Source organism: Streptomyces sp. HUAS YS2 (assembly GCF_033343995.1).
In the GTDB taxonomy this organism is placed as follows: Bacteria; Actinomycetota; Actinomycetes; order Streptomycetales; family Streptomycetaceae; genus Streptomyces; species Streptomyces solicathayae.
Genome location: NZ_CP137573.1, coordinates 2,126,998 through 2,144,905 on the forward strand (window position 1 = coordinate 2,126,998; position 17,908 = coordinate 2,144,905).

The 17,908-nt window shown below is 73.8% G+C and carries 14 protein-coding genes and 1 riboswitch; of the genes, 3 read left to right on the forward strand and 11 right to left on the reverse strand.

The annotated features are described in order from the left end of the window. Window position 1 precedes the first annotated feature (1 nt). Window positions 2-844, reverse strand: coding sequence for a hypothetical protein (locus tag R2D22_RS09600; protein WP_318102664.1), 843 nt, complete (start codon window positions 842-844; stop codon window positions 2-4). 432 nt (window positions 845-1,276) lie between these two features. Here R2D22_RS09600 and sepH point away from each other — a divergent pair, with 432 nt between their 5' ends. Next, window positions 1,277-2,359: a septation protein SepH gene (gene sepH / locus R2D22_RS09605; RefSeq protein ID WP_318102665.1), complete on the forward strand. Its 1,083-nt coding sequence runs from the start codon at window positions 1,277-1,279 to the stop codon at window positions 2,357-2,359. A gap of 61 nt (window positions 2,360-2,420) precedes the next feature. Here the strand turns inward: sepH and R2D22_RS09610 are convergent, their stop codons facing one another. Further along, window positions 2,421-3,248: a sulfurtransferase gene (locus tag R2D22_RS09610; protein ID WP_318102666.1), complete on the reverse strand. Its 828-nt coding sequence runs from the start codon at window positions 3,246-3,248 to the stop codon at window positions 2,421-2,423. Window positions 3,249-3,543: 295 nt separating this feature from the next. Between R2D22_RS09610 and R2D22_RS09615 the strand changes: the two genes are divergently transcribed. After that, complete coding sequence (locus R2D22_RS09615; RefSeq protein ID WP_318102667.1) at window positions 3,544-4,320, forward strand: VOC family protein; 777 nt, start codon at window positions 3,544-3,546, stop codon at window positions 4,318-4,320. 27 nt (window positions 4,321-4,347) lie between these two features. Here R2D22_RS09615 and R2D22_RS09620 read toward each other — a convergent pair whose 3' ends face one another. The 7 genes from R2D22_RS09620 to R2D22_RS09650 form a co-directional block, all read right to left on the reverse strand. Further along, the gene (locus R2D22_RS09620; protein ID WP_318102668.1) at window positions 4,348-5,676 is read right to left on the reverse strand and encodes a polysialyltransferase family glycosyltransferase; all 1,329 of its coding nucleotides are present in this window, start codon (window positions 5,674-5,676) and stop codon (window positions 4,348-4,350) included. A gap of 42 nt (window positions 5,677-5,718) precedes the next feature. Beyond that, on the reverse strand, window positions 5,719-6,684 hold the full coding sequence (locus R2D22_RS09625; RefSeq protein ID WP_318102669.1) for a glycosyltransferase family 2 protein: 966 nt from the start codon (window positions 6,682-6,684) through the stop codon (window positions 5,719-5,721). A gap of 39 nt (window positions 6,685-6,723) precedes the next feature. Continuing rightward, window positions 6,724-9,339 carry a YfhO family protein gene (locus R2D22_RS09630; protein ID WP_318102670.1) on the reverse strand — a complete coding sequence of 872 codons (2,616 nt, stop codon included), beginning with the start codon at window positions 9,337-9,339 and terminating at the stop codon, window positions 6,724-6,726. A 91-nt stretch (window positions 9,340-9,430) separates the two neighbouring features. Continuing rightward, a complete protein-coding gene (locus R2D22_RS09635; RefSeq protein WP_318102671.1) occupies window positions 9,431-10,084 on the reverse strand; it encodes a thymidine kinase in 654 nt (217 codons plus the stop codon). Window positions 10,085-10,133: 49 nt separating this feature from the next. Beyond that, window positions 10,134-11,345, reverse strand: a complete 1,212-nt coding sequence (locus R2D22_RS09640) for an alkaline phosphatase family protein (RefSeq protein ID WP_318102672.1) — start codon at window positions 11,343-11,345, stop codon at window positions 10,134-10,136. Continuing rightward, complete coding sequence (locus R2D22_RS09645; RefSeq protein WP_318102673.1) at window positions 11,345-11,929, reverse strand: DUF5998 family protein; 585 nt, start codon at window positions 11,927-11,929, stop codon at window positions 11,345-11,347. The genes R2D22_RS09640 and R2D22_RS09645 overlap by 1 nt, the downstream gene beginning before the upstream one ends. A 56-nt stretch (window positions 11,930-11,985) precedes the next feature. Further along, the gene (locus tag R2D22_RS09650) at window positions 11,986-15,201 is read right to left on the reverse strand and encodes a bifunctional acetate--CoA ligase family protein/GNAT family N-acetyltransferase (protein ID WP_318102674.1); all 3,216 of its coding nucleotides are present in this window, start codon (window positions 15,199-15,201) and stop codon (window positions 11,986-11,988) included. Window positions 15,202-15,376: 175 nt separating this feature from the next. On the opposite strand from R2D22_RS09650, the gene R2D22_RS09655 reads away from it, so the two are divergent. Further along, window positions 15,377-15,658, forward strand: a complete 282-nt coding sequence (locus R2D22_RS09655; protein WP_318102675.1) for an HPr family phosphocarrier protein — start codon at window positions 15,377-15,379, stop codon at window positions 15,656-15,658. 242 nt (window positions 15,659-15,900) lie between these two features. On the opposite strand, the gene R2D22_RS09660 is transcribed toward R2D22_RS09655, so the two are convergent. After that, entirely contained in the window at window positions 15,901-16,584 is a 684-nt protein-coding gene (locus R2D22_RS09660) for a GntR family transcriptional regulator (protein WP_318102676.1), read from the reverse strand. A 199-nt stretch (window positions 16,585-16,783) separates the two neighbouring features. Beyond that, window positions 16,784-17,554: a M23 family metallopeptidase gene (locus R2D22_RS09665; RefSeq protein WP_318102677.1), complete on the reverse strand. Its 771-nt coding sequence runs from the start codon at window positions 17,552-17,554 to the stop codon at window positions 16,784-16,786. A gap of 13 nt (window positions 17,555-17,567) precedes the next feature. Next, a riboswitch (cyclic di-AMP (ydaO/yuaA leader) is annotated at window positions 17,568-17,730 on the reverse strand. Between the last annotated feature and the right edge of the window lie 178 nt (window positions 17,731-17,908).

Sequence of the window (17,908 nt, forward strand, 5' to 3'; positions counted from 1 at the left end):
GTCATTCGGCGACGGCCGACCCCTCGGCGGGGGACGCGTCCGGGGCGGGCGCGGTCGGCGCGGTGGGCGTCCCGGTGCTGGGTGTCGGCTCCGGTTCGGGGGTGCCGCCGTCGGACGCGGAGGGCGTGGGGGTCGGGTCGGGGGTGCCGGTGGCATCCCGGCCCGGGTCCGGTGTCGTGCCCGTACCGGGGCTCGCGGAGCCGTGGTCGCCGTTCTGCGCCGGCCGCTCCCGGCCGGGGGTACGGGACGGGGCCGGGGCGTCGCCGGGCGAAGACGGCTTCTGTCCGCCGCGGTTGTCCTCGCCGCCGGTGACGGCGGAACGGAAGGTCGTCGTCCCCTCGGTCCCGCTGAAGTCCTGACCCGAGATCAGTTCGTACGTGGTGATGCCCCCCATGGCGACCACGAAGACCAGCGCGGCGGCGACCAGGGAGCGGCGCCGGCCTCGGATCCGCGTGCCGTGCGTGGTGGCCTCGCCGTACGTGCCGTCGCCCGGGGGCGGTGCGGACACTGTGCCCAGGACCTGCGTCCGGTCCGGGAGCGGCACCTGACGGCCCTTCGGCTTCGTCGCCTGGACCGTGGCCTCGCGTAGCTGCTCACCGGTGCGCCGGAAGAAGAACTGCAGGACCGAGCCGCCGCAGGTGGCGACGACGCTGATCACGCCGGCGCCCAGGATCGTGCCGTACACCCCCAGATTCGAGGCGAGTTTGGCGGCCACGACAGCGGCGACGGCGCTTCCGGAGACCTGCGCCACACTCAGATCGAGGCGCTTCTTCTTCTCGTCCTTCTCCCGCGCGTCGGTCCCGTCGTCCCGCTTCTCTCGCATCTCCGGCCTCTGCTCGCCCATCTGTCCCGCCTTGCACCCAGAAGTGACCTTTGGGAGCCGCGAATGGTTCCCTTTCTGCCGATTCTGTGAAGAGCGCCACGTACCGGCGAAGATCGCGGAGACTCAACTCCCGTACCGGCGGAGAAGTTCGGCGGCGCGGCGGTCCACCCAGGTGGCCCGAATGGAGTACTGTGACGAACCCGGGGTCGTGCTCCCTCATGGACGCACGGAGCACCGGGAGGGGGCCCGAATGCGGCACTCGAACCGGCGGCGCCGCTGCACCGCACGGCGCCTGCTGCGTAGCGTGACCACCTGGTCACTCTGCGTCGCAAATAGGTAACCGTGCCATAACGGCGTTCCAGGGTCCACGCCCGACACGCCGGGCAACTCGGCAAGGTTGTGGCAGGCTGCACCCGGGCAGGCCACACTCGACTAGCGGAAGCAGCGACGCACGTGACGTCGGCAGGCACCACCCGGGAGGTCCCCATGCCCGAACTGCGTGTCGTGGCCGTCTCCAACGACGGCACACGACTGGTGCTGAAGGCTGCTGACAGCACGGAGTACACGCTTCCGATCGACGAGCGGCTCCGCGCCGCCGTGCGCAACGACCGCGCGCGCCTCGGTCAGATCGAGATCGAGGTGGAGAGCCACCTCCGCCCCCGCGACATCCAGGCGCGCATACGTGCCGGTGCCTCCGCGGAGGAGGTCGCCCAGCTCGCCGGCATCCCCGTCGACCGTGTCCGCCGCTTCGAGGGCCCCGTGCTCGCCGAGCGCGCGTTCATGGCCGAGCGGGCCCGCAAGACTCCCGTGCGCCGGCCCGGCGAGAACACCGGACCTCAGCTCGGCGAGGCGGTCCAGGAGCGTCTGCTGCTGCGCGGCGCCGAGAAGGACACCGTGCAGTGGGACTCCTGGCGGCGCGACGACGGCACCTGGGAGGTGCTGCTCGTATACCGCGTGGCCGGCGAGGTGCACAGCGCGAGCTGGACGTACGACCCGCCGCGGCGGCTCGTGCAGGCGGTGGACGACGAGGCGCGCTCGCTGATCGGCGAGACCGACGACACGATCACCGCCCCGGAGCCGAGCTTCCCGTTCGTGCCCCGGATCGCCCGGCTCCCCCGCGACCGGCCGCTCGACCGCGCGCTGGACCGTCAGCTGGAGCGCGAACGACAGCTCCCGCCGGCACCGCCCGCGGAGGACGAGAGCCCGAGCGAGCGGGACTCGCTGACCAGCCTCCTGGAGGCCGTGCCCAGCTTCCGGGGCGACATGGTCGTACCGGACCGCTCCGACGAGGACCCGGCGACCGAGCCGGAGCAGGAGCCGGATGCGGAGGAGCCGCCGGCCCCGGCGGCCTCGGCCGGGGCGGGCTCGGCGTACGCCGACGTGCTCATGCCGCGGGCGGTCTCGGGCCACCGCGACCGCCTGATCGGGACGACCGACCGGCAGGCGGAGGCGGACGGCGTCCGGCCCGGCCGCCGGGCCGCGGTGCCGAGCTGGGACGAGATCGTCTTCGGCACGCGCCGGAAGAAGCAGGACTGAGCAGTACACCGAGGAGAGGCCGGTACCCGTGTCGGGTACCGGCCTCTCCTTGTGCGTCCTGCTACGGGTTCGGGCCCGTGGCCACCGGCCGGTCGGAGTCGCTGACCCACTCGGACCAGGAACCGGCGTACAGCGCAGCCGGGATGCCCGCGATCTCCAGGGCGACCAGCTGCTGGGCCGCGGACACGCCGGAGCCGCAGTAGACGCCCACCTCCGCCGCGTCCGCGGCGCCGAGCGCCTTGAAGCGGGAGGTCAGCACGTCGGCGGGCAGGTACCGGCCGTGCGCGTCGACGTTCTCCATGGTCGGCGCCGAGACCGCACCCGGGATGTGGCCCGCGACCGGGTCGATCGGCTCCGTCTCGCCGCGGTACCGCTCCCCCGCCCGCGCGTCCAGCAGAAGTCCGGTACGCGCCAGGGCCGCCGCGCCCTCCGCGTCGAGCAGCCGCAGCGCACCCGGCGCGGGCACGAAGTCGCCCTCCTCCGGAGACGGGACCTCGGTCGACAGCGGTCCCGTCCAGGCCGGCAGGCCGCCGTCGAGGATCCGTACGTCGCCGTGGCCCGTCCAGCGCAGCATCCACCAGGCGCGCGCGGCGGCCCAGCCCTGGCCGCCGTCGTACACGACCACGGGGGCGTCCGACCGGACGCCCGCCCCGCGCATCACGGCCCCGAAGGCCGCCACGTCCGGCAGCGGGTGCCGGCCGCGACCGCCGCCGGGCGGGTCGGCGAGCTCCGCCTCCAGGTCGACGTAGACCGCCCCGGGAAGATGTCCGGCCTCGTACAGGGGACGCCCGGGCGGGCCGCCCATCTGGTAGCGGACGTCGAGCAGCACCGGGGGACGCGACCCGGCAAGTTCGCTCACGAGTTCGGATGCGGAGATGATGGGTGTCATGGGAGCCATCCTCGCGCAGCCGCGGCCCGCCCGGCCCCAAACGTAGCGAGCGCGAACCGGCCGGGAAACGGACGGGAGGCGACAAACAAGGCAACCTCCCACCGGATCGCGCCGGAATCGGCGCGGCCGGGGCGCGCGACCCGCCGGGTGGTGCGAGCATCGGCACGGGACACGCGACATCACGCCGCCCCGGGCCCCGCGCCCGGGAGACGGGCCCGCCCACACGGCCGGCCGCGCCGCGTGCGCCCTTGTCCCCCCGCACGGCCACCGGCGATGGTCCGAGGAGAGAGTGACGATGACCGAGGCGACTCGGCGCACACCCGGTACACCCTGTTGGGTGAGCCTCATGGTGCACGGGCTTGACACCACGCAGGAGTTCTACGGCGCCCTGTTCGACTGGGAGTTCCAGCCCGGCCCGCAGCAACTCGGCCCGTACTCCCGCGCCCTGCTCGACGGCAAGGAGGTGGCGGGCATCGGCCAGCTCCCTCCCGACCGTCATCTACCGATCGCCTGGACGACCTATCTGGCCACCGACGACGCGGACGAGACCGCCGAGCTGATCCGCGGCTGCGGCGGTACGGTCGCCGTCGGGCCCCTGGACGCCGACGAAGCCGGCCGGCTCGCGATCTGCTCGGACCCGGCGGGCGCGGTGTTCGGCATCTGGCAGGCCGCGGGACACGTCGGCACGAATCTGGCCGGGCCGCCGGGCACCCCGGTCTGGAACGAGCTGTTGACGTACGAGACCTCGACGGTCGGGAAGTTCTACCAGACCGTCTTCGGCTACGGGATCGAGCCGGTCGTCTCCGCCGACTTCGACTACCTGACGCTGCACCTGGAGGGCCGCCCGGTGGCCTCCCTGCACGGCGTCGGCACCGCGCTGCCGCGCGACCGGGGCGCGCACTGGATGACGTACTTCGAGGTCGCCGACACCGACGGGGCAGCCCGGCTGATCACCGAGCTGGGCGGGCAGGTGCTGCGGCCGCCCCGGGAGGGCACGGCGGGCCGGCTGGCCCTGGTGGCCGACCCGGAGGGCGCGGTGTTCACCATCGTCCACTCGTCGCGGCAGGACTGACGACCCGAGCCGGCGCCTGTTACGAGCTCAGGCCCGCCCCGTGCGGGCCGGGCCGCGGCGCAGCCGGGGCGAGCGCTGCCGGGGCAGCGCGCCGCCGCCCGGGAGCCCGAGCTCGGTGAGCCGCTCGCGCGGGAAGCAGCGCTCGGTGCGCTCGGTGCGGTCCAGGCCGGCCAGCAGCGTGCTGACCTGGTCCCGCAGGCCGGGGTGGCTCGCCGGCCGCATGCAGTACCCGACCGCGCGGACCAGCGGCGGCAGCGTGGCGGGGGCCGCTCCGGGCACGGCGGGCGCCTCGCCGAGCTCCAGGTCGGGGACCACGTGGTCGACGACGACCAGCGGCACCCGGTTGCTGTTCTCGTACGGGGTGAGGCGGTCCAGGACCGTCCCGGTGCCGACCCGGGCGACGGGCACGTCGTAGTACGCCGACGCGGTGAGCATGGCCGTGGAGAAGCAGCCGACGACGAGCCGGAGCGGGCACCGCTCGTAGAAGGTCTCGGCGAGCAGCGGCCCGTCCAGGACGGTCAGCCGCAGGCCGGCGGCCTCGGCCGCCTCGTTCAGGGCCAGCGAGTACCGGGCCGGGGCGGTGGGGTGCGGCTTGAAGACCACGGAACGGTGCCCGGCCGCGGCGGCGCCGCGCACCATCCGGACGTGCAGCTCCTCCTCCTCGTCGGCGGTGAGGATGCCGAGGGCGGCGAGGTACTGGCCGAGCAGCAGGGCGGTCGGCGCGGCGGCGACCGCGCGCTCGACCTGCGGGTCCCCCGCGGCGTCCTCGGCGATCTCGCCGAGGACCCGGCGGAAGGCCGCGTCGGGGACCAGTTCGGGCTCGACGCCGTACTCGGTGAGCAGCATCGGGAGCAGCCCGGGCACCAGGTCGAGGTGGAGCAGCCGGCGGATCCGGCAGGCGATCGACTGGGGCAGGTCGTCGCGGGTGGGGCCGTAGCTCATCAGGCCGTCCGCGTACACCTGGACGGAGCTCTCCGCGAAGGCGGCCGCGAGCGCGCGGGCGGGATTGACCTGGATGGACTCCACGATCAGCTCGACCGGGCCGTCGTCGAGGTCCCAGGCGGTCCGCAGGACCCGCTGCCACAGCGGGGCCTCCTCCGGGCGCGGGCTCCAGGTGCCGGGGTGGTACGGCCGGATGGTGTCGTTCCAGTCGATCACGCCGTCGAAGCGGGCGGCGATCCGGTCGTAGCCGGTCATCTCGTCCAGGCGGAGCGCGGTCTCGGGGATCTCGGCGTTGTGGGAGACGAGCATCAGGCGGCGCGCCCGGTCGCGGGGGCCGAACTGCCCGGCGTCCAGGGCGGCGGCGAGGGTGGCCGCGCCGTAGAGCGTGGACACCTGGAAGATCTGTGTGGTCATGGCGGGTTCCGGGTTCTTGCGTGGTTCGGGCGTCATCGTGGTTCAGGCGGCCCTTCGCGCGCCGCGCAGGCGCTGGAGCATGGTCGAGCGGGTGGTGTCCATCGACGCGAGCGTCTCGTCGAGGACCCCCTGCGGCATCCGCGCCAGCCCGTCGGTCACGTCCCGGCCCAGCCGCCGGGCCACGGCTGGCTCGTACTGGTCGGACTTGGCCATGTGGAAGGCGATCATGGCGCAGTAGGTGCGGACCGCCTTGGGCAGGAAGCGGTCGGCCTCCGGGTCCCGGGCGACCTCCTCCAGAAGGAGGTCGTACGACGGAATGAAGTCGAGCTGCCGGTTGTCGGTGATCTGGGTGAGCGAGGTGGTGACACCGCGCCGGTAGAACACGCCGTGCAGGGAGAGCGCCGCGTACGTATCGGCCTTCAGGTGGAGCCGCCAGACCCACAGCCGGTCCTCGGCGGTGCGCAGCTTCGTCTCGAAGCGGGACGCGCCGTCGCGGAAGAGGCGTCCGCTGTAGATCCCGAAGGGGACGAACGGGTAGTCGACCATCGTCACCATGCTGGCCGGGGCGATCCCGTCCCGGGGATTCATCACCGTGTCGCGGAGCTTCGCCGGGGCGTACCGGATCTGCCGGTTCCGGGCGTTCGACTGGACGTGGTCGGTGCGGGCGAAGTCGCAGCCGAGGGCCTCGACGCGGTCCACCATGGCGCGCAGGTGGCCCGGCGCGTACCAGTCGTCGCCGTCGAGGAAGGTGATCCAGTCCCCGGTCGCGGCGTCGATGCCGGTGTTGCGGGCCTGGGCCACACCCTGGTTGGTGGCGTGCCGGATCACCCGGGCCTGCGGGATCCGGCTCTCCCACCGGTCGAGGACGTACGGGGTGTCGTCCGTGGAGCAGTCGTCGACGAGCAGGAACTCGAAGTCCGGGTCCGCGTTGTTCGCGAGGCTGCGCAGGGTGTCGGGCGCGTACGCCCCGACGTTGTGGAACGGTACGACGACGGACAGCTTCGGCACACGGATTCCCCACACTCGAACGGCACTCCGCGCGGCACGCTAGCCGTCCCCGATTCCGGCGGAACGAGCCCGAGTCGCACGGGCGGTGAACACTTGCCGTCGTCCGGAGGAACCGCGTCCGGAGGAGCCGCGCCCGCGGCGGTCCAGGAGGGCGACGGCGGTCATGGCGAGCAGCGCCGTCGCGCCCGCCGCGCCGCCGAGCCGCAGCCCGGGCGGCCGGAAGACACAGCTGACCGAGGACGCGCCTGCGCCGAGGGGGACGGCGATCAGGCCCAGGTGGCGGGCGGCCGGGGCGGGTTCGGCGCCGTCCGTGGCGCAGCGCCAGCCGGGGATGCGCGGCGCGGCGACCACGGCGGTTCCGGTACTCCCGGCGGGCAGCCGGGCGGTGAGGGTGTGGCCGGTGACCCGTACGCCGGTGGCTCCGGTCGCCGTCAGCTCCCGTACGGCCCGGTCGAGGCGGTCCTCGACCAGGCAGCCGACGGGCTGCCGAGGCAGGGCGGGACCGCCGCCGTGCCGCGCGTGCAGGGCGATCCGTACGGCGCCGGAGGCGGGGACGGTGCCGAGCGGCTGCATCGGGCCGCGCACCGAGGGAGCCTTGCCGGCGAAGTCGACCGGCGGCCGGCCGTCGAGCGCGGCGCTGCCGGTGAACTCGGGGGCCCAGAGCCAGACTTCGGAGCCGGCCGGGCAGCTGCCGGTCAGCGTGACGGCGCCCGGGCCCGCCGGCGTACGGCGCGGTTCGGCCGGCATGTCGTACACCGGCGCGCCGAGCAGCAGCTCCTGGTTGGCGAAGGCGGAGTCGCCGTAGCGGACCCCGGCCGCCGGGCCGGGCCGGACGGTGACCAGCGGCGGGACGGCCCGCTCGACCGTGGTGACGGCGGCCTCGGGGAGGGCGTCCTGACGGAGCGGGGCGGTGGGTGTGGAGCGTGTCCGCGCGCCGATGGAGAAGATCGCGTCGGTGACCGGGTTGTCCAGGCTGACGGGATGCCGACCCTTGGCGTAGTACCCGAAGCCGAGCGCGGACAGTGTCTCCGAATACACCTTGGACGTCAGGCTGCTGTAGTAGTCCGCGCCCTGACCGCCGACCACCAGGACGTCGTTGCCGCCCGGGGTCTCGCCGGGGTCCGTGCGGCGGTTCGGCCAGGTGTCCACGCGTCCGACCGACCGCGCGACGTCCTCGTGCCAGGGGCCCAGCCGGGGCGCCCAGGTCACCTTGCTCAGCTGCTGTCGCTCGATACGCGCCCCGGTGACGGCCGCCTCGCCGGCCTGCGCCGCGACCAGCAGACCGACGGCCAGGAGCGGCAGCACCCTGCTCGCGGTGTGCCGGGACGCCAGGAACGCGCAGCCGGCCGCGAGGACGGCGAGGCCCGCGGCGGCCCCGAGCGCCGGGAAGGTCCACCGGTCGATGTCCGCGCTGTCACGGGCCGCGAGGACGAGGACGGCGAGCACCGCCGCCCCGCCGAGCAGCGCCGGGAGCCGCGGCGTCCCCTGCGCGGTGGACAGCCAGGCGGCGAGCAGCAGGAGACCGGACAGGACGAAGGTCTGGCGGTACGGGATGCCGTTGGGCGAGGCCCCGGCGTGCCAGATCAGATGGGTCGGCTCCCACTGGAGGGAGAGGGCCACCAGGACGACCGCCGCCGACCAGACGGCCCGGCCCCGGGGCGGTACGGCCCGGTTGAACGGCAGGGTGAGCGCGAGCGCGAGTGCCGCGGTGCCGATGTACAGGGCTGGGGTCGCCACGCTCGCCGTGGCCGGCAACAGCCGGGCGAACACCTCGCTCCACGGGACCGCTTCGAAAGCGGTCGGGGGCGTCGGGTCGGCGACCCGGGTGGCGAAGAAGACGACGGTGACGAGCGGGGCGGCGAGCCCGAGGCCGATGAGCACACTGCGGGCCGCCCGCAGCAGCCCCGCGAGACGGCGCCGGTCGTCGTCCGTCGTGACCAGCCGGACGAGCAGGACCACGGCCGCGCCGATGGTCGCCATGTACGCGGTGTAGAAGTTCGCGATCCAGGCCAGCGCCACGACGAGCGGCCCGAGCACCGGCCGCCGGCCGGCCCGCGCCCACTCCCCCACCAGGCACAGCAGCGGGAAGGCCAGCAGGCCGTCCAGCCACATCGGCACGGTCGCGCCGTAGTTGAAGGTCCAGCCGGACAGCGCGTACGCGGCGCCGAGCACGGCCGCGACCGGCCAGGGGCCGCGGCGCAGCGTCAGCAGCAGGTACGCCATGGCGGCGCCGGCCGCGGTGATCTTGGCGACGGTGACGACGTAGAGGGCGAGTTCGATCCGGTCGGCCGGGAAGAGCACCACGATCAGGTCGAACGGGCTGCTCAGGTAGGTCCCGACATCGCCGAGGAAGTTCGAGCCGAAGCCGGAACTCCAGTTCAGGAACAGGTCCCCGTCCGCCTCCCCGAGCAGCAGCTTCCGCCAGTACGCGTGGTACGGCAGGTACTGCTGCCCCAGGTCGACGATGTTGCGGGTGGTCGGCCCGAACGGGTACGTCCCGGCCAGCAGCCCGGCGAGGCAGAGCACCACGCAGGTCAGCCCGGAGGCCCCGGCCGCAGCTCGTAGCCGCCCCCGCTGTGGTTCGGCCGGCGCCGGCGGGGACGCGCTGGGAGCGAGGGCGTCGCGGTCGGGAGCGGTCTGTACGACAGGGGGCACCCGGACATTACCGCCCGGCCGTGCGACCCGTACCCGATCGCCGGGCGAGCCACGGGCGCACCGGAGATGAACTCCGGGTGCGGCGCGTGCGTCAGGCCTCGTCGTGGGCGACGGGCAGGACGTCCGGGGAGAGGACCGCGGCGCGCGCGGTCGCGGCCGTCATCAGGCGGCGGTGATGGCGACGGCACAGCACCTCGTACCCCACCTCGTCGCCGGCGTTCACATCCCCGACGACGACCTGGGCGCCCTCGATGACCATGCGGCCGCCGACCGTACGGGCGTTGTGCGTGGCCCGGGCACCGCACCAGCACAGCGCCTCGACCTGGAGCACCTCGACCCGGTCGGCGAGTTCGACGAGGCGCTGCGAGCCGGGGAAGAGCTTGGAGCGGAAGTCGGTGGTGATCCCGAAGGCGAACACGTCGAGCTCCAGGTCGTCCACGACCCGCGCGAGCTGGTCGATCTGCCCGGGGGCGAGGAACTGCGCCTCGTCCGCGATGACGTAGTCGCACCGGCCGCCCTTGGACATCCGGTCGACGATGTAGGCGTAGAAGTCGAAGCCCTCCGCCGCCTCCACGGCGTCGGTCACCAGCCCGAGCCGCGAGGACAGCTTCCCCTCGCCCGCCCGGTCGTCCCGCGTGAAGATCATGCCCTGCAGTCCGCGCGCGGAGCGGTTGTGCTCGATCTGAAGAGCGAGGGTGCTCTTTCCGCAGTCCATCGTTCCGGAGAAGAACACCAGCTCGGGCATGGGGATGCGACGACCTTTCGGGTCTGGAAGGCAAAGGGGGCGGGAAAGGTCAGGAACGGACTTCGAGGAGCGGGACGAACTGCTCGGCCGGCGTCATCGAGCCGTGCATGCCGACCATGGCCGACTCGTTCGGCTCGTTGACGGAGGCGGTGATCACGACGTCGTCGTGGGCGGCCGCGACGACGTCGCCGATCCGCCCGTACACGCGCTCGTCGCAGGCGCCGGGCGGCCCGAACCAGCCCGCCTCGAGCGCCTCCTCGCGGCTCGCCACCCAGAACTGCTCGCCGAGCACCTCGCGCCAGCAGGTCAGCACGTCGGCCTCGGCGCCCGGCACGGCGTAGACGTGGCGGGCGCGGCCCTCGCCGCCCAGCAGGGCGACGCCGGCGCGCAGCTCCCAGTCCTCGTCGAAGTCGATGCGGGACTGCTCGTCGAACGGGATGTCCACCATGCCGTGGTCGGCGGTGACGTACAGCGCGCTGCGCGGCGGGAGCTGCTCGGCGAGCCGCTGCACGAGGCGGTCGACGAACATCAGCTGGCCGCGCCAGGCGTCGGAGTCGACGCCGAAGCGGTGTCCGGCGCCGTCGAGTTCGCTGTAGTACGTGTAGACCAGCGAGCGATCACCGGCTGCGAGCTGCTCGGCGGCCGTGTCCATGCGCTCCTCGCCGGAGAGCCGGCCGAAAAACGTTCCACCGCTCAGCGCGACCTTGGTGAGCGGGGTGTCCTGGAAGGCCGGGGCGGAGACCTGCGCGGTGTGCACGCCGGCCGCGTGGGCGAGCTGGAAGACCGTCGGGTACGGCTGCCAGACGTGCGGCGAGGTCCACGGCCGCCAGCGGAGCTGGTTCATCAGCTCGCCGGTGTCCGGGTTGCGGACGGTGTAGCCGGGCAGGCCGTGCTGGGCGGGCACGTGTCCGGTGCCGACCGAGGCGAGCGAGGTCGCGGTGGTGGCCGGGAAGCCGGCGGTGACGGGGCGGCCGGTGCCGCCGCGGGAGGTGCCGAGGAGCGAGGTCAGGTACGGGGCCTCGTCCGGGTGCGCCTTGATCTGCTCCCAGCCGAGGCCGTCGATCAGGAAGACGCAGTTGCGGTCGGCGGGCGTGAGTTCGGCGATGCGCGGCTCGAACTCGGGCACGCCCTGGCCGGCGACGAGGGTCGGCAGCAGGTCGGCGAGCGAGCCGGAGCCGTACGCGGGGACCGGCGCGGTGTCGAGCGCGAGCGGCAGGGGCTCGTCGGGCCAGCCGGCGGCGAGCGTGGTGGGCTGGACCATCAGCGGGTCGCCGCGGTGGCTTCGGAGAGGGACTGGGCGAAGGCGAGCGTCTGGGCCACGGTGTCCGGGCCGTCGCCGGCCTCGCTGACCCGCAGGCTCAGGTCGTCGGCGGTGGAGGAGCCGGTGTAGCCGTGGTCGGCGTCACAGTTCGGGTCGCCGCAGGCGGCCGGCTCCAGGTCGATCCGGGAGACGGCGCCCCAGCCGATGGTCAGCACGACCTCGCGGGGCAGGGTGCCGGGCTTGTACGACTCGGGGTTGGCGACGACCCGGCTGACGACGACGGAGGAGATCCGGTCCAGCTTGACCGACTCGGTGGAGGTGGTCGCGTACGGCGTCGGGGAGCTGTCGTCGGCGGCCTGCTCGTCGGTGTGGCTGACGATGAAACGGTTGGCCGTCAGGACGAGGACGGTGACGTGGCGCCGGACCTCGTTCGCGTCGAACGTGGTCTCCTGGTGCACCAGGTACGACGCGATCGCCTCGCCGCCGACAGCGGCCTCCACCGCCTCGGCCACGAGGGCCGGGTAATAGCCGCTGCGCTCGATCGCCGCGCGCAGCCCCTGGGTCGTCGTACCGGTCTTCGCCATGGACTCCATCCTAATCCGTCGCGGGGGCCGCTCCGGCTGGCTCGCGAGCGGGCTCGTCAATAGCTGGGGAGGGTGCGCGGGCCGAGGTCGGAGCGGACCGGGGGCGGGGCGAGCCGGACGGTGGCGCCGAGCACGGACACGCCCCGGGGCGCGACGACGACGGGTTCGAGGGCGACCGAGACGACCTCGGGGTGGTCGTCGACCAGCCGGGACAGCCGCAGCAGCAGCTCCTCCAGAGCGGGGGTGTCGACGGGGGCGGAGCCGCGCCAGCCGAACAGGAGCGGGGCGGTCCGGATGGACCGGACGAGCTCAGCGGCGTCGCGGTCGGTGGCGGGGACGAGGCGGTGGGCGGTGTCGCCCAGCAGCTCGGAGGGTGCGCCCGCGAGTCCGAAGGACAGGACGGCGCCGACGGCGGGGTCGATGGCGGCGCGGACGACGGTGTCGACGCCGCGGGGCACCATCGCCTGCACGACGGGCTTCAGCTCCTCCGGCTTGCCGAGCACCTCGGTGAGCTCGGCGTACGCGGCGCGCAACTGCTCCCCGTCGGGCAGGTCGAGCCGAACGCCCCCGAGGTCGGGGCGGTGCCGCAGGTGCGGGGCGGTCGTCTTGAGGGCGACCGGGTAGCCCAGCCGCGCCGCGGCGGCGACGGCGGCGTCGGGGGTCGGCGCGGGCAGGGTGGGCCGTACGGGGATTCCGTACCGGCCGAGCAGCTCGCTCGCCTCGTCGACGCCGAGCGTCACGCCGCTGTCGCCCGGGTCGTCGCCGAGCAGCCGCTCGATGAGCGCGGCGGCGCCGGCCTCGTCGATGTCCTCGAACTCGGGCACCCGCCCCGGCTCCGCGGCCTGCCGCCGCCACTGCCCGTACCGCACCGCTTCGGCCAACGCCCGCACGGCCCGCTCGGCGGCGGGGTAGGCGGGGATGTTGCCGGGGGCGGGGGTGGCGGCGGGGGCGGCGGGTGTGGCGGGGCCGCCGACGGAGGGTGCGTACGTCGGGCGAGGAGGAATGCCCGGCGAAGGCGGCAGCGGCCGGCCCGGCGTGGGGCCGCCGACGGGGACGGAGGCACCGGGCGACGACGCGGAAGCCGCGCCGGAGGCGGAGTCGCCGCCGGACGCCGGCGGGGTCGACGCGCCGCCCGCGCCCGTACCGGCGGAGGTGTCTCCGGTACCCGAAGCCGGACCGGAGGCGGAAGCCCCGCCCGCCGTCGGCGACGCGCCGCCCGCGCCCGTACCTGCAAAGCCGTCGCCCGCCCTCGGAGCTGCACCCGAGGCGGAGGCCCCGCCCGATGCCGGCGGGGTCGCTGCGCTGCCTGCGGTGTCGGGCGCCGACGCCGGGGCGTGGCCCGACTGGGCGTCCGCGGGCGGCTGGGCGTCCGCGCCACCGCGTCCCGCCGCGCGCGGCGCGGTGCTTGCGGCGGCCGAGAGGGCCTCGGCGAGGGCACCCATCTCGACGTGGACGACGACGACCGGCTTCGCCGGGGGCGGGGCGGTGGCGACGGCGGTGCGGAGGGCGGCCGCCAGGACCTCGCCCTCGCCGGACTCGGTGACCCCGTTCTCGCCGACCCACGGAATCGCCGTGACGACGACCGCGTCGGACAGCGGGTCCGCGAGCGCCTTCGCCAGCGCGACGCGGAAGTCGTCCGGAGTCGCCGACGTCGTGAGGTCCAGCGGCCGGAGCGGACGCAGTCCCTCCGTCAGGCACGCGTCGTACGTGAGCAGGCCGAGGGACTCCGAGTTGCCGAGGATGGCCACCCGCGGCCCCGCCGGGAGCGGCTGGCCGGCGAGCAGCAGCCCCGCGTCGACCAGTTCGGTGACCGTGTCGACGCGGATCACACCGGCCTGCCGCAGCAGCGCGGAGACCGTGGCGTACGGGATCCGCGTCGCCGGCACCCGGTGTCCGGGCGGCGCGCTGCCGCTGTGCCGCGCGCCCTTGACGACCACGACCGGCTTGACCGCCGCCGTCCGCCGCGCGAGCCGGGTGAACTTCCGTGGGTTCCCCATCGACTCCAGGTACAGCAGGACGACGTCCGTCGCCGGGTCGTCGTACCCGTGCTGGAGGAAGTCGTTGCCGGACACGTCCGCCCGGTTGCCCGCCGAGATGAACGAGGAGAGCCCGGCCCCGCGCCGGTGCAGCCCGGCGAGGAGCGCGATGCCGATCGCGCCGGACTGGGTGAAGAGACCGATCCGCCCCGCCGCCGGCGGCTGCGGCGCCAGCGAGGCGTTGAGCCGGACGTCCGCCGCTGTGTTGATGATCCCGAACGCGTTCGGCCCGATGATCCGCATCCCGTACGAGCGGGCCTGTCGGACCAGCTCGCGCTGCCGCCGCCGGCCCGCCTCGTCGCCGCTCTCCGCGTACCCCGCGGAGAGCACGACGAGGCCCTGCACTCCGTGCTCCCCGCAGTCGGCGACGACCTCCGGCACCCGCTCGGCGGGGACGGCGACGACGGCGAGGTCCACCGGTTCGCCGATCTCGCGGACCGACCGGAACGCGGGCACGCCCTCCAGCTCGGCCCCACCGCCCTCCTCCAGCGCCTTGTTGACCGCGTACACCCGTCCGGCGAAGTCCGCCTCGAGCAGGTTCCGCACCACCGCGCGGCCGACCCCGCCGGGCGCGCGGCCGACGCCGACCACCGCGACCGAGCCCGGCGCGAGCAGCCGTTGCACGGACCGCGCCTCGGCGCGCTGCTCGCGGGCGCGCTGCACGGCGAGGGCCCGGTCGGTGGGCTCCAGGTCGAGGTGGAGCCGTACCGAGCCGTCCTCGAAGCTCCGCTTCTGCGTGTAGCCGGCGTCCGTGAAGACCTTGATCATCTTGGTGTTCGCGGGCAGCACCTCCGCGGCGAACCGGCGGATGCCCCGCTCCCGCGCCACCGCCGCGATGTGCTCGAGCAGCGCGGAGGCGACGCCGCGCCCCTGGTGGGCGTCCTGCACGAGGAACGCGACCTCGGCCTCGTCGGCGGGGGCCGCGGCCGGCCGGCCCCGTTCGTCGATGCGGTCGTACCGGACGGTGGCGATGAACTCCCCGCCGACGGTGGCCGCGAGCCCCACCCGGTCCACGTAGTCGTGATGGGTGAAGCGGTGGACGTCCTTGGCGGAGAGACGCGGGTACGGCGCGAAGAAGCGGTAGTACTTCGACTCGTCCGACACCTGCTCGTAGAAGCTGACCAGCCGGTCGGCGTCATCGACGGTGATGGGCCTGATCCGCGCGGTGCCGCCGTCGCGCAGCACGACGTCGGCCTCCCAGTGGTCGGGGTACGCGTGTTCCGACGGCGTCTGCATGGCGTCAGCCTACGGCCGGGGTACGACGCGGGCACCGGTCGCGCACCCGGTCGGCTCCGTGCAAGGTGAGGAGGATCGCCAGAGCCCGGCGACACCGGGACGAGGGTCGGCACGGGCACCGCGCGACCCGTGAGAGACTGGTCTAGACAACTCCTGAGACCCGAAGGACAACACCATGGTCGAGCGCCGCGTCAACGTCGGGTGGGCCGAGGGCCTGCACGCCCGCCCCGCCTCCATCTTCGTCCGTGCCGCCACGGCCTCCGGCGTCCCGGTCACGATCGCCAAGGCGGACGGCAACCCGGTCAACGCCGCCTCCATGCTCGCGGTCCTGGGCCTGGGCGCCCAGGGCGGCGAGGAGATCGTGCTCGCTTCGGAGGACGAGGGCGCCGAGGCCGCCCTGGACCGCCTGGCGAAGCTGGTCGCCGAGGGTCTCGACGAGCTGCCCGAGACCGTCTGACCCACCCTCGGGCCTTCGCGCCCGGCATCGCGAGCCGTCCCGTACCGGAATTCCGGCGAGGCGGCTCGCGCTTTTCCGCGGACTGTGCGGACTACTGCGCTGCACGCCCCATCCGTCCACAACGAATTCACCAGGAGCAATTCCGGACGGCCGCAATTCCGACAGCCGCATTCGGGCAGCCGCATTCAGGCAGCCCAAATACCGGCCCACCCGATGATGCTTCTTTGTATACAGTGCCCCTGTTAATGCGCGGAGCCCGCGGTGTTTACGGCATGTTGCGAAGACCTCACACGGGTCCGCTCCGGATGCCGCAGCCGGTGGAGCGGAAGGGTGCGCTCCGCGTGCAGCGCGGTGAGCGCCCTGGCGCGTTCCGCGTCGCCGCGGGCCACCGCGTCCACGATCGCGCCGTGCTCGGCCCACGTCTCCACCGGCCGGCCGGAGGATTCCACCGCGTACATCCAGGCGATCTTGTGCCGCAGCTGGGTGAGCAGTGCGGCGAGCGCGGGGCTGGCCGAGGCCTGCGCGAGCGTCTCGTGGAACCAGCCGCCGAGCGAGCGCAGGTCCTCGCCCTGGCCCCGCCTGGCCCGCTCCTGGCCCAGCCTGACCAGGCCACGCAGCACTTTGAGGTGCGCGTCGGTGCGGCGCTGGGCGGCGCGCGCGGCGCCCAGCGGTTCCAGGAGCGCGCGGACGTCCAGCAGGTCGGCCGCCTCCTGCTCGGTGGGCTCCGCGACATGCGCGCCGGCGTGCCGCCGGGTCACCACGAAGCCCTCGGACTCCAGGGTGCGCAGCGCCTCGCGGACCGGGACGCGGGAGACCCCGTACCGACGGGCGAGCTGCTCCTCGGTCAGCCGGCTGCCGCGCTCGAAGACCCCGGAGACGATGTCGTCCCGGATCGCCGTGCATACCGAATGCGCGGGAATGCGCATGTGTCCGACCTCCGCCTCGATCCGCGCGAAACCCATCCGACGGGCGTCTGTTCGCCGACTCTTCGGTGACTCTATTGCAGCGGAGCGGTATTTCCGACGGGCCCCCGTGAACCCTGGATATCTTTTGGCCACCAAAAAGCCCCGACTCCGTACGAGCCGGGGCTTTTCTCCGTGACCGGAGAGGAGAGATCTCCTGGGATCAGACGTTCACGCCGCGGGCGCGCAGGTACGCGAGCGGGTTGATGTCGGAGCCGTAGTCGGGGCTGGTGCGGGCCTCGAAGTGCAGGTGCGGTCCGGTCGAGTTACCGGTCGAGCCGGAGATTCCTATCTTCTGGCCGGGCACGACGGACTGGCCGACCGAGACGCCGATCGAGGAGAGGTGGCCGTACTGGGTGTACGTGCCGTCGTTCATCCGGATCACGATGTTGTTGCCGTACGCGCCGCCCCAGCCGGCCTCGACGACGGTGCCGGAGCCGACGGAGACGACGGTGCTGCCGGAGGCGGCGTGGAAGTCGATGCCCGAGTGGCTACCGGAGGACCAGAGCGAGCCGCCGGCCTTGTAGCCCGTGGTGACGTACGAGCCGGCGACGGGCAGCCGGAAGGAGTTCAGGCGCTTGCGCTCGGCCTCGCGGGCGGCGCGCTCCTTCTCCTCGCGGAGCTTCTTGGCGCGGGCCTCGGCCTTGCGCTTCGCCTCGGCCTCGGCCTTCGCCTTGGCGGCGGCCTCGAAGGCCTCCCGCTCCTGGGCGGCGGCCTGGGCGTCGATCCTGTCCGCGAGCGAGTCCACGGCGATGGCCTGCGTCAGGCCGGTGTCCTCGAGCGCGCGGACGTCCGTGTCGGCGGCGAGCGCCGGGGAGGCGAGGGTTCCGATGACGCCGGTGGTGGCGAGGGTCGCGACGCCGGCGATGCCCGCGCTGCGGCGCGCCAGACGGCTCGGACCACGATGCTTCCCGGTGGCACGGGTGAACGCCATGTAGTGGCTGATCCTTTCCTTCCTTCTCGCCTACCGGGTTAGCTGACGGGTTCGGAGCAGGAAGGTCTCCTACGGGCCCCTCCACCCGAAGGCGAAGGCGTCCGATTCACCCCAGGGACTGCGTGGGTCCCCGGCTCCCCAGGCTCGCGCCTTCGGGGACTCGGCGATGACTGTCCGTTGCCGCGGATGCGGCTTGTGCAACGCCGAACAGCCGGATCGACGCTAAGCGGACCATCTTTCAATCACCAAACAGACACGCCCGTTTGTAGCGCATCCCACAGGGCAGATGATTACGTTCCACATCGAACCGGACAAAGGGGAGGACCCCGACGTAACGTGACGTCGGGGTCCTCG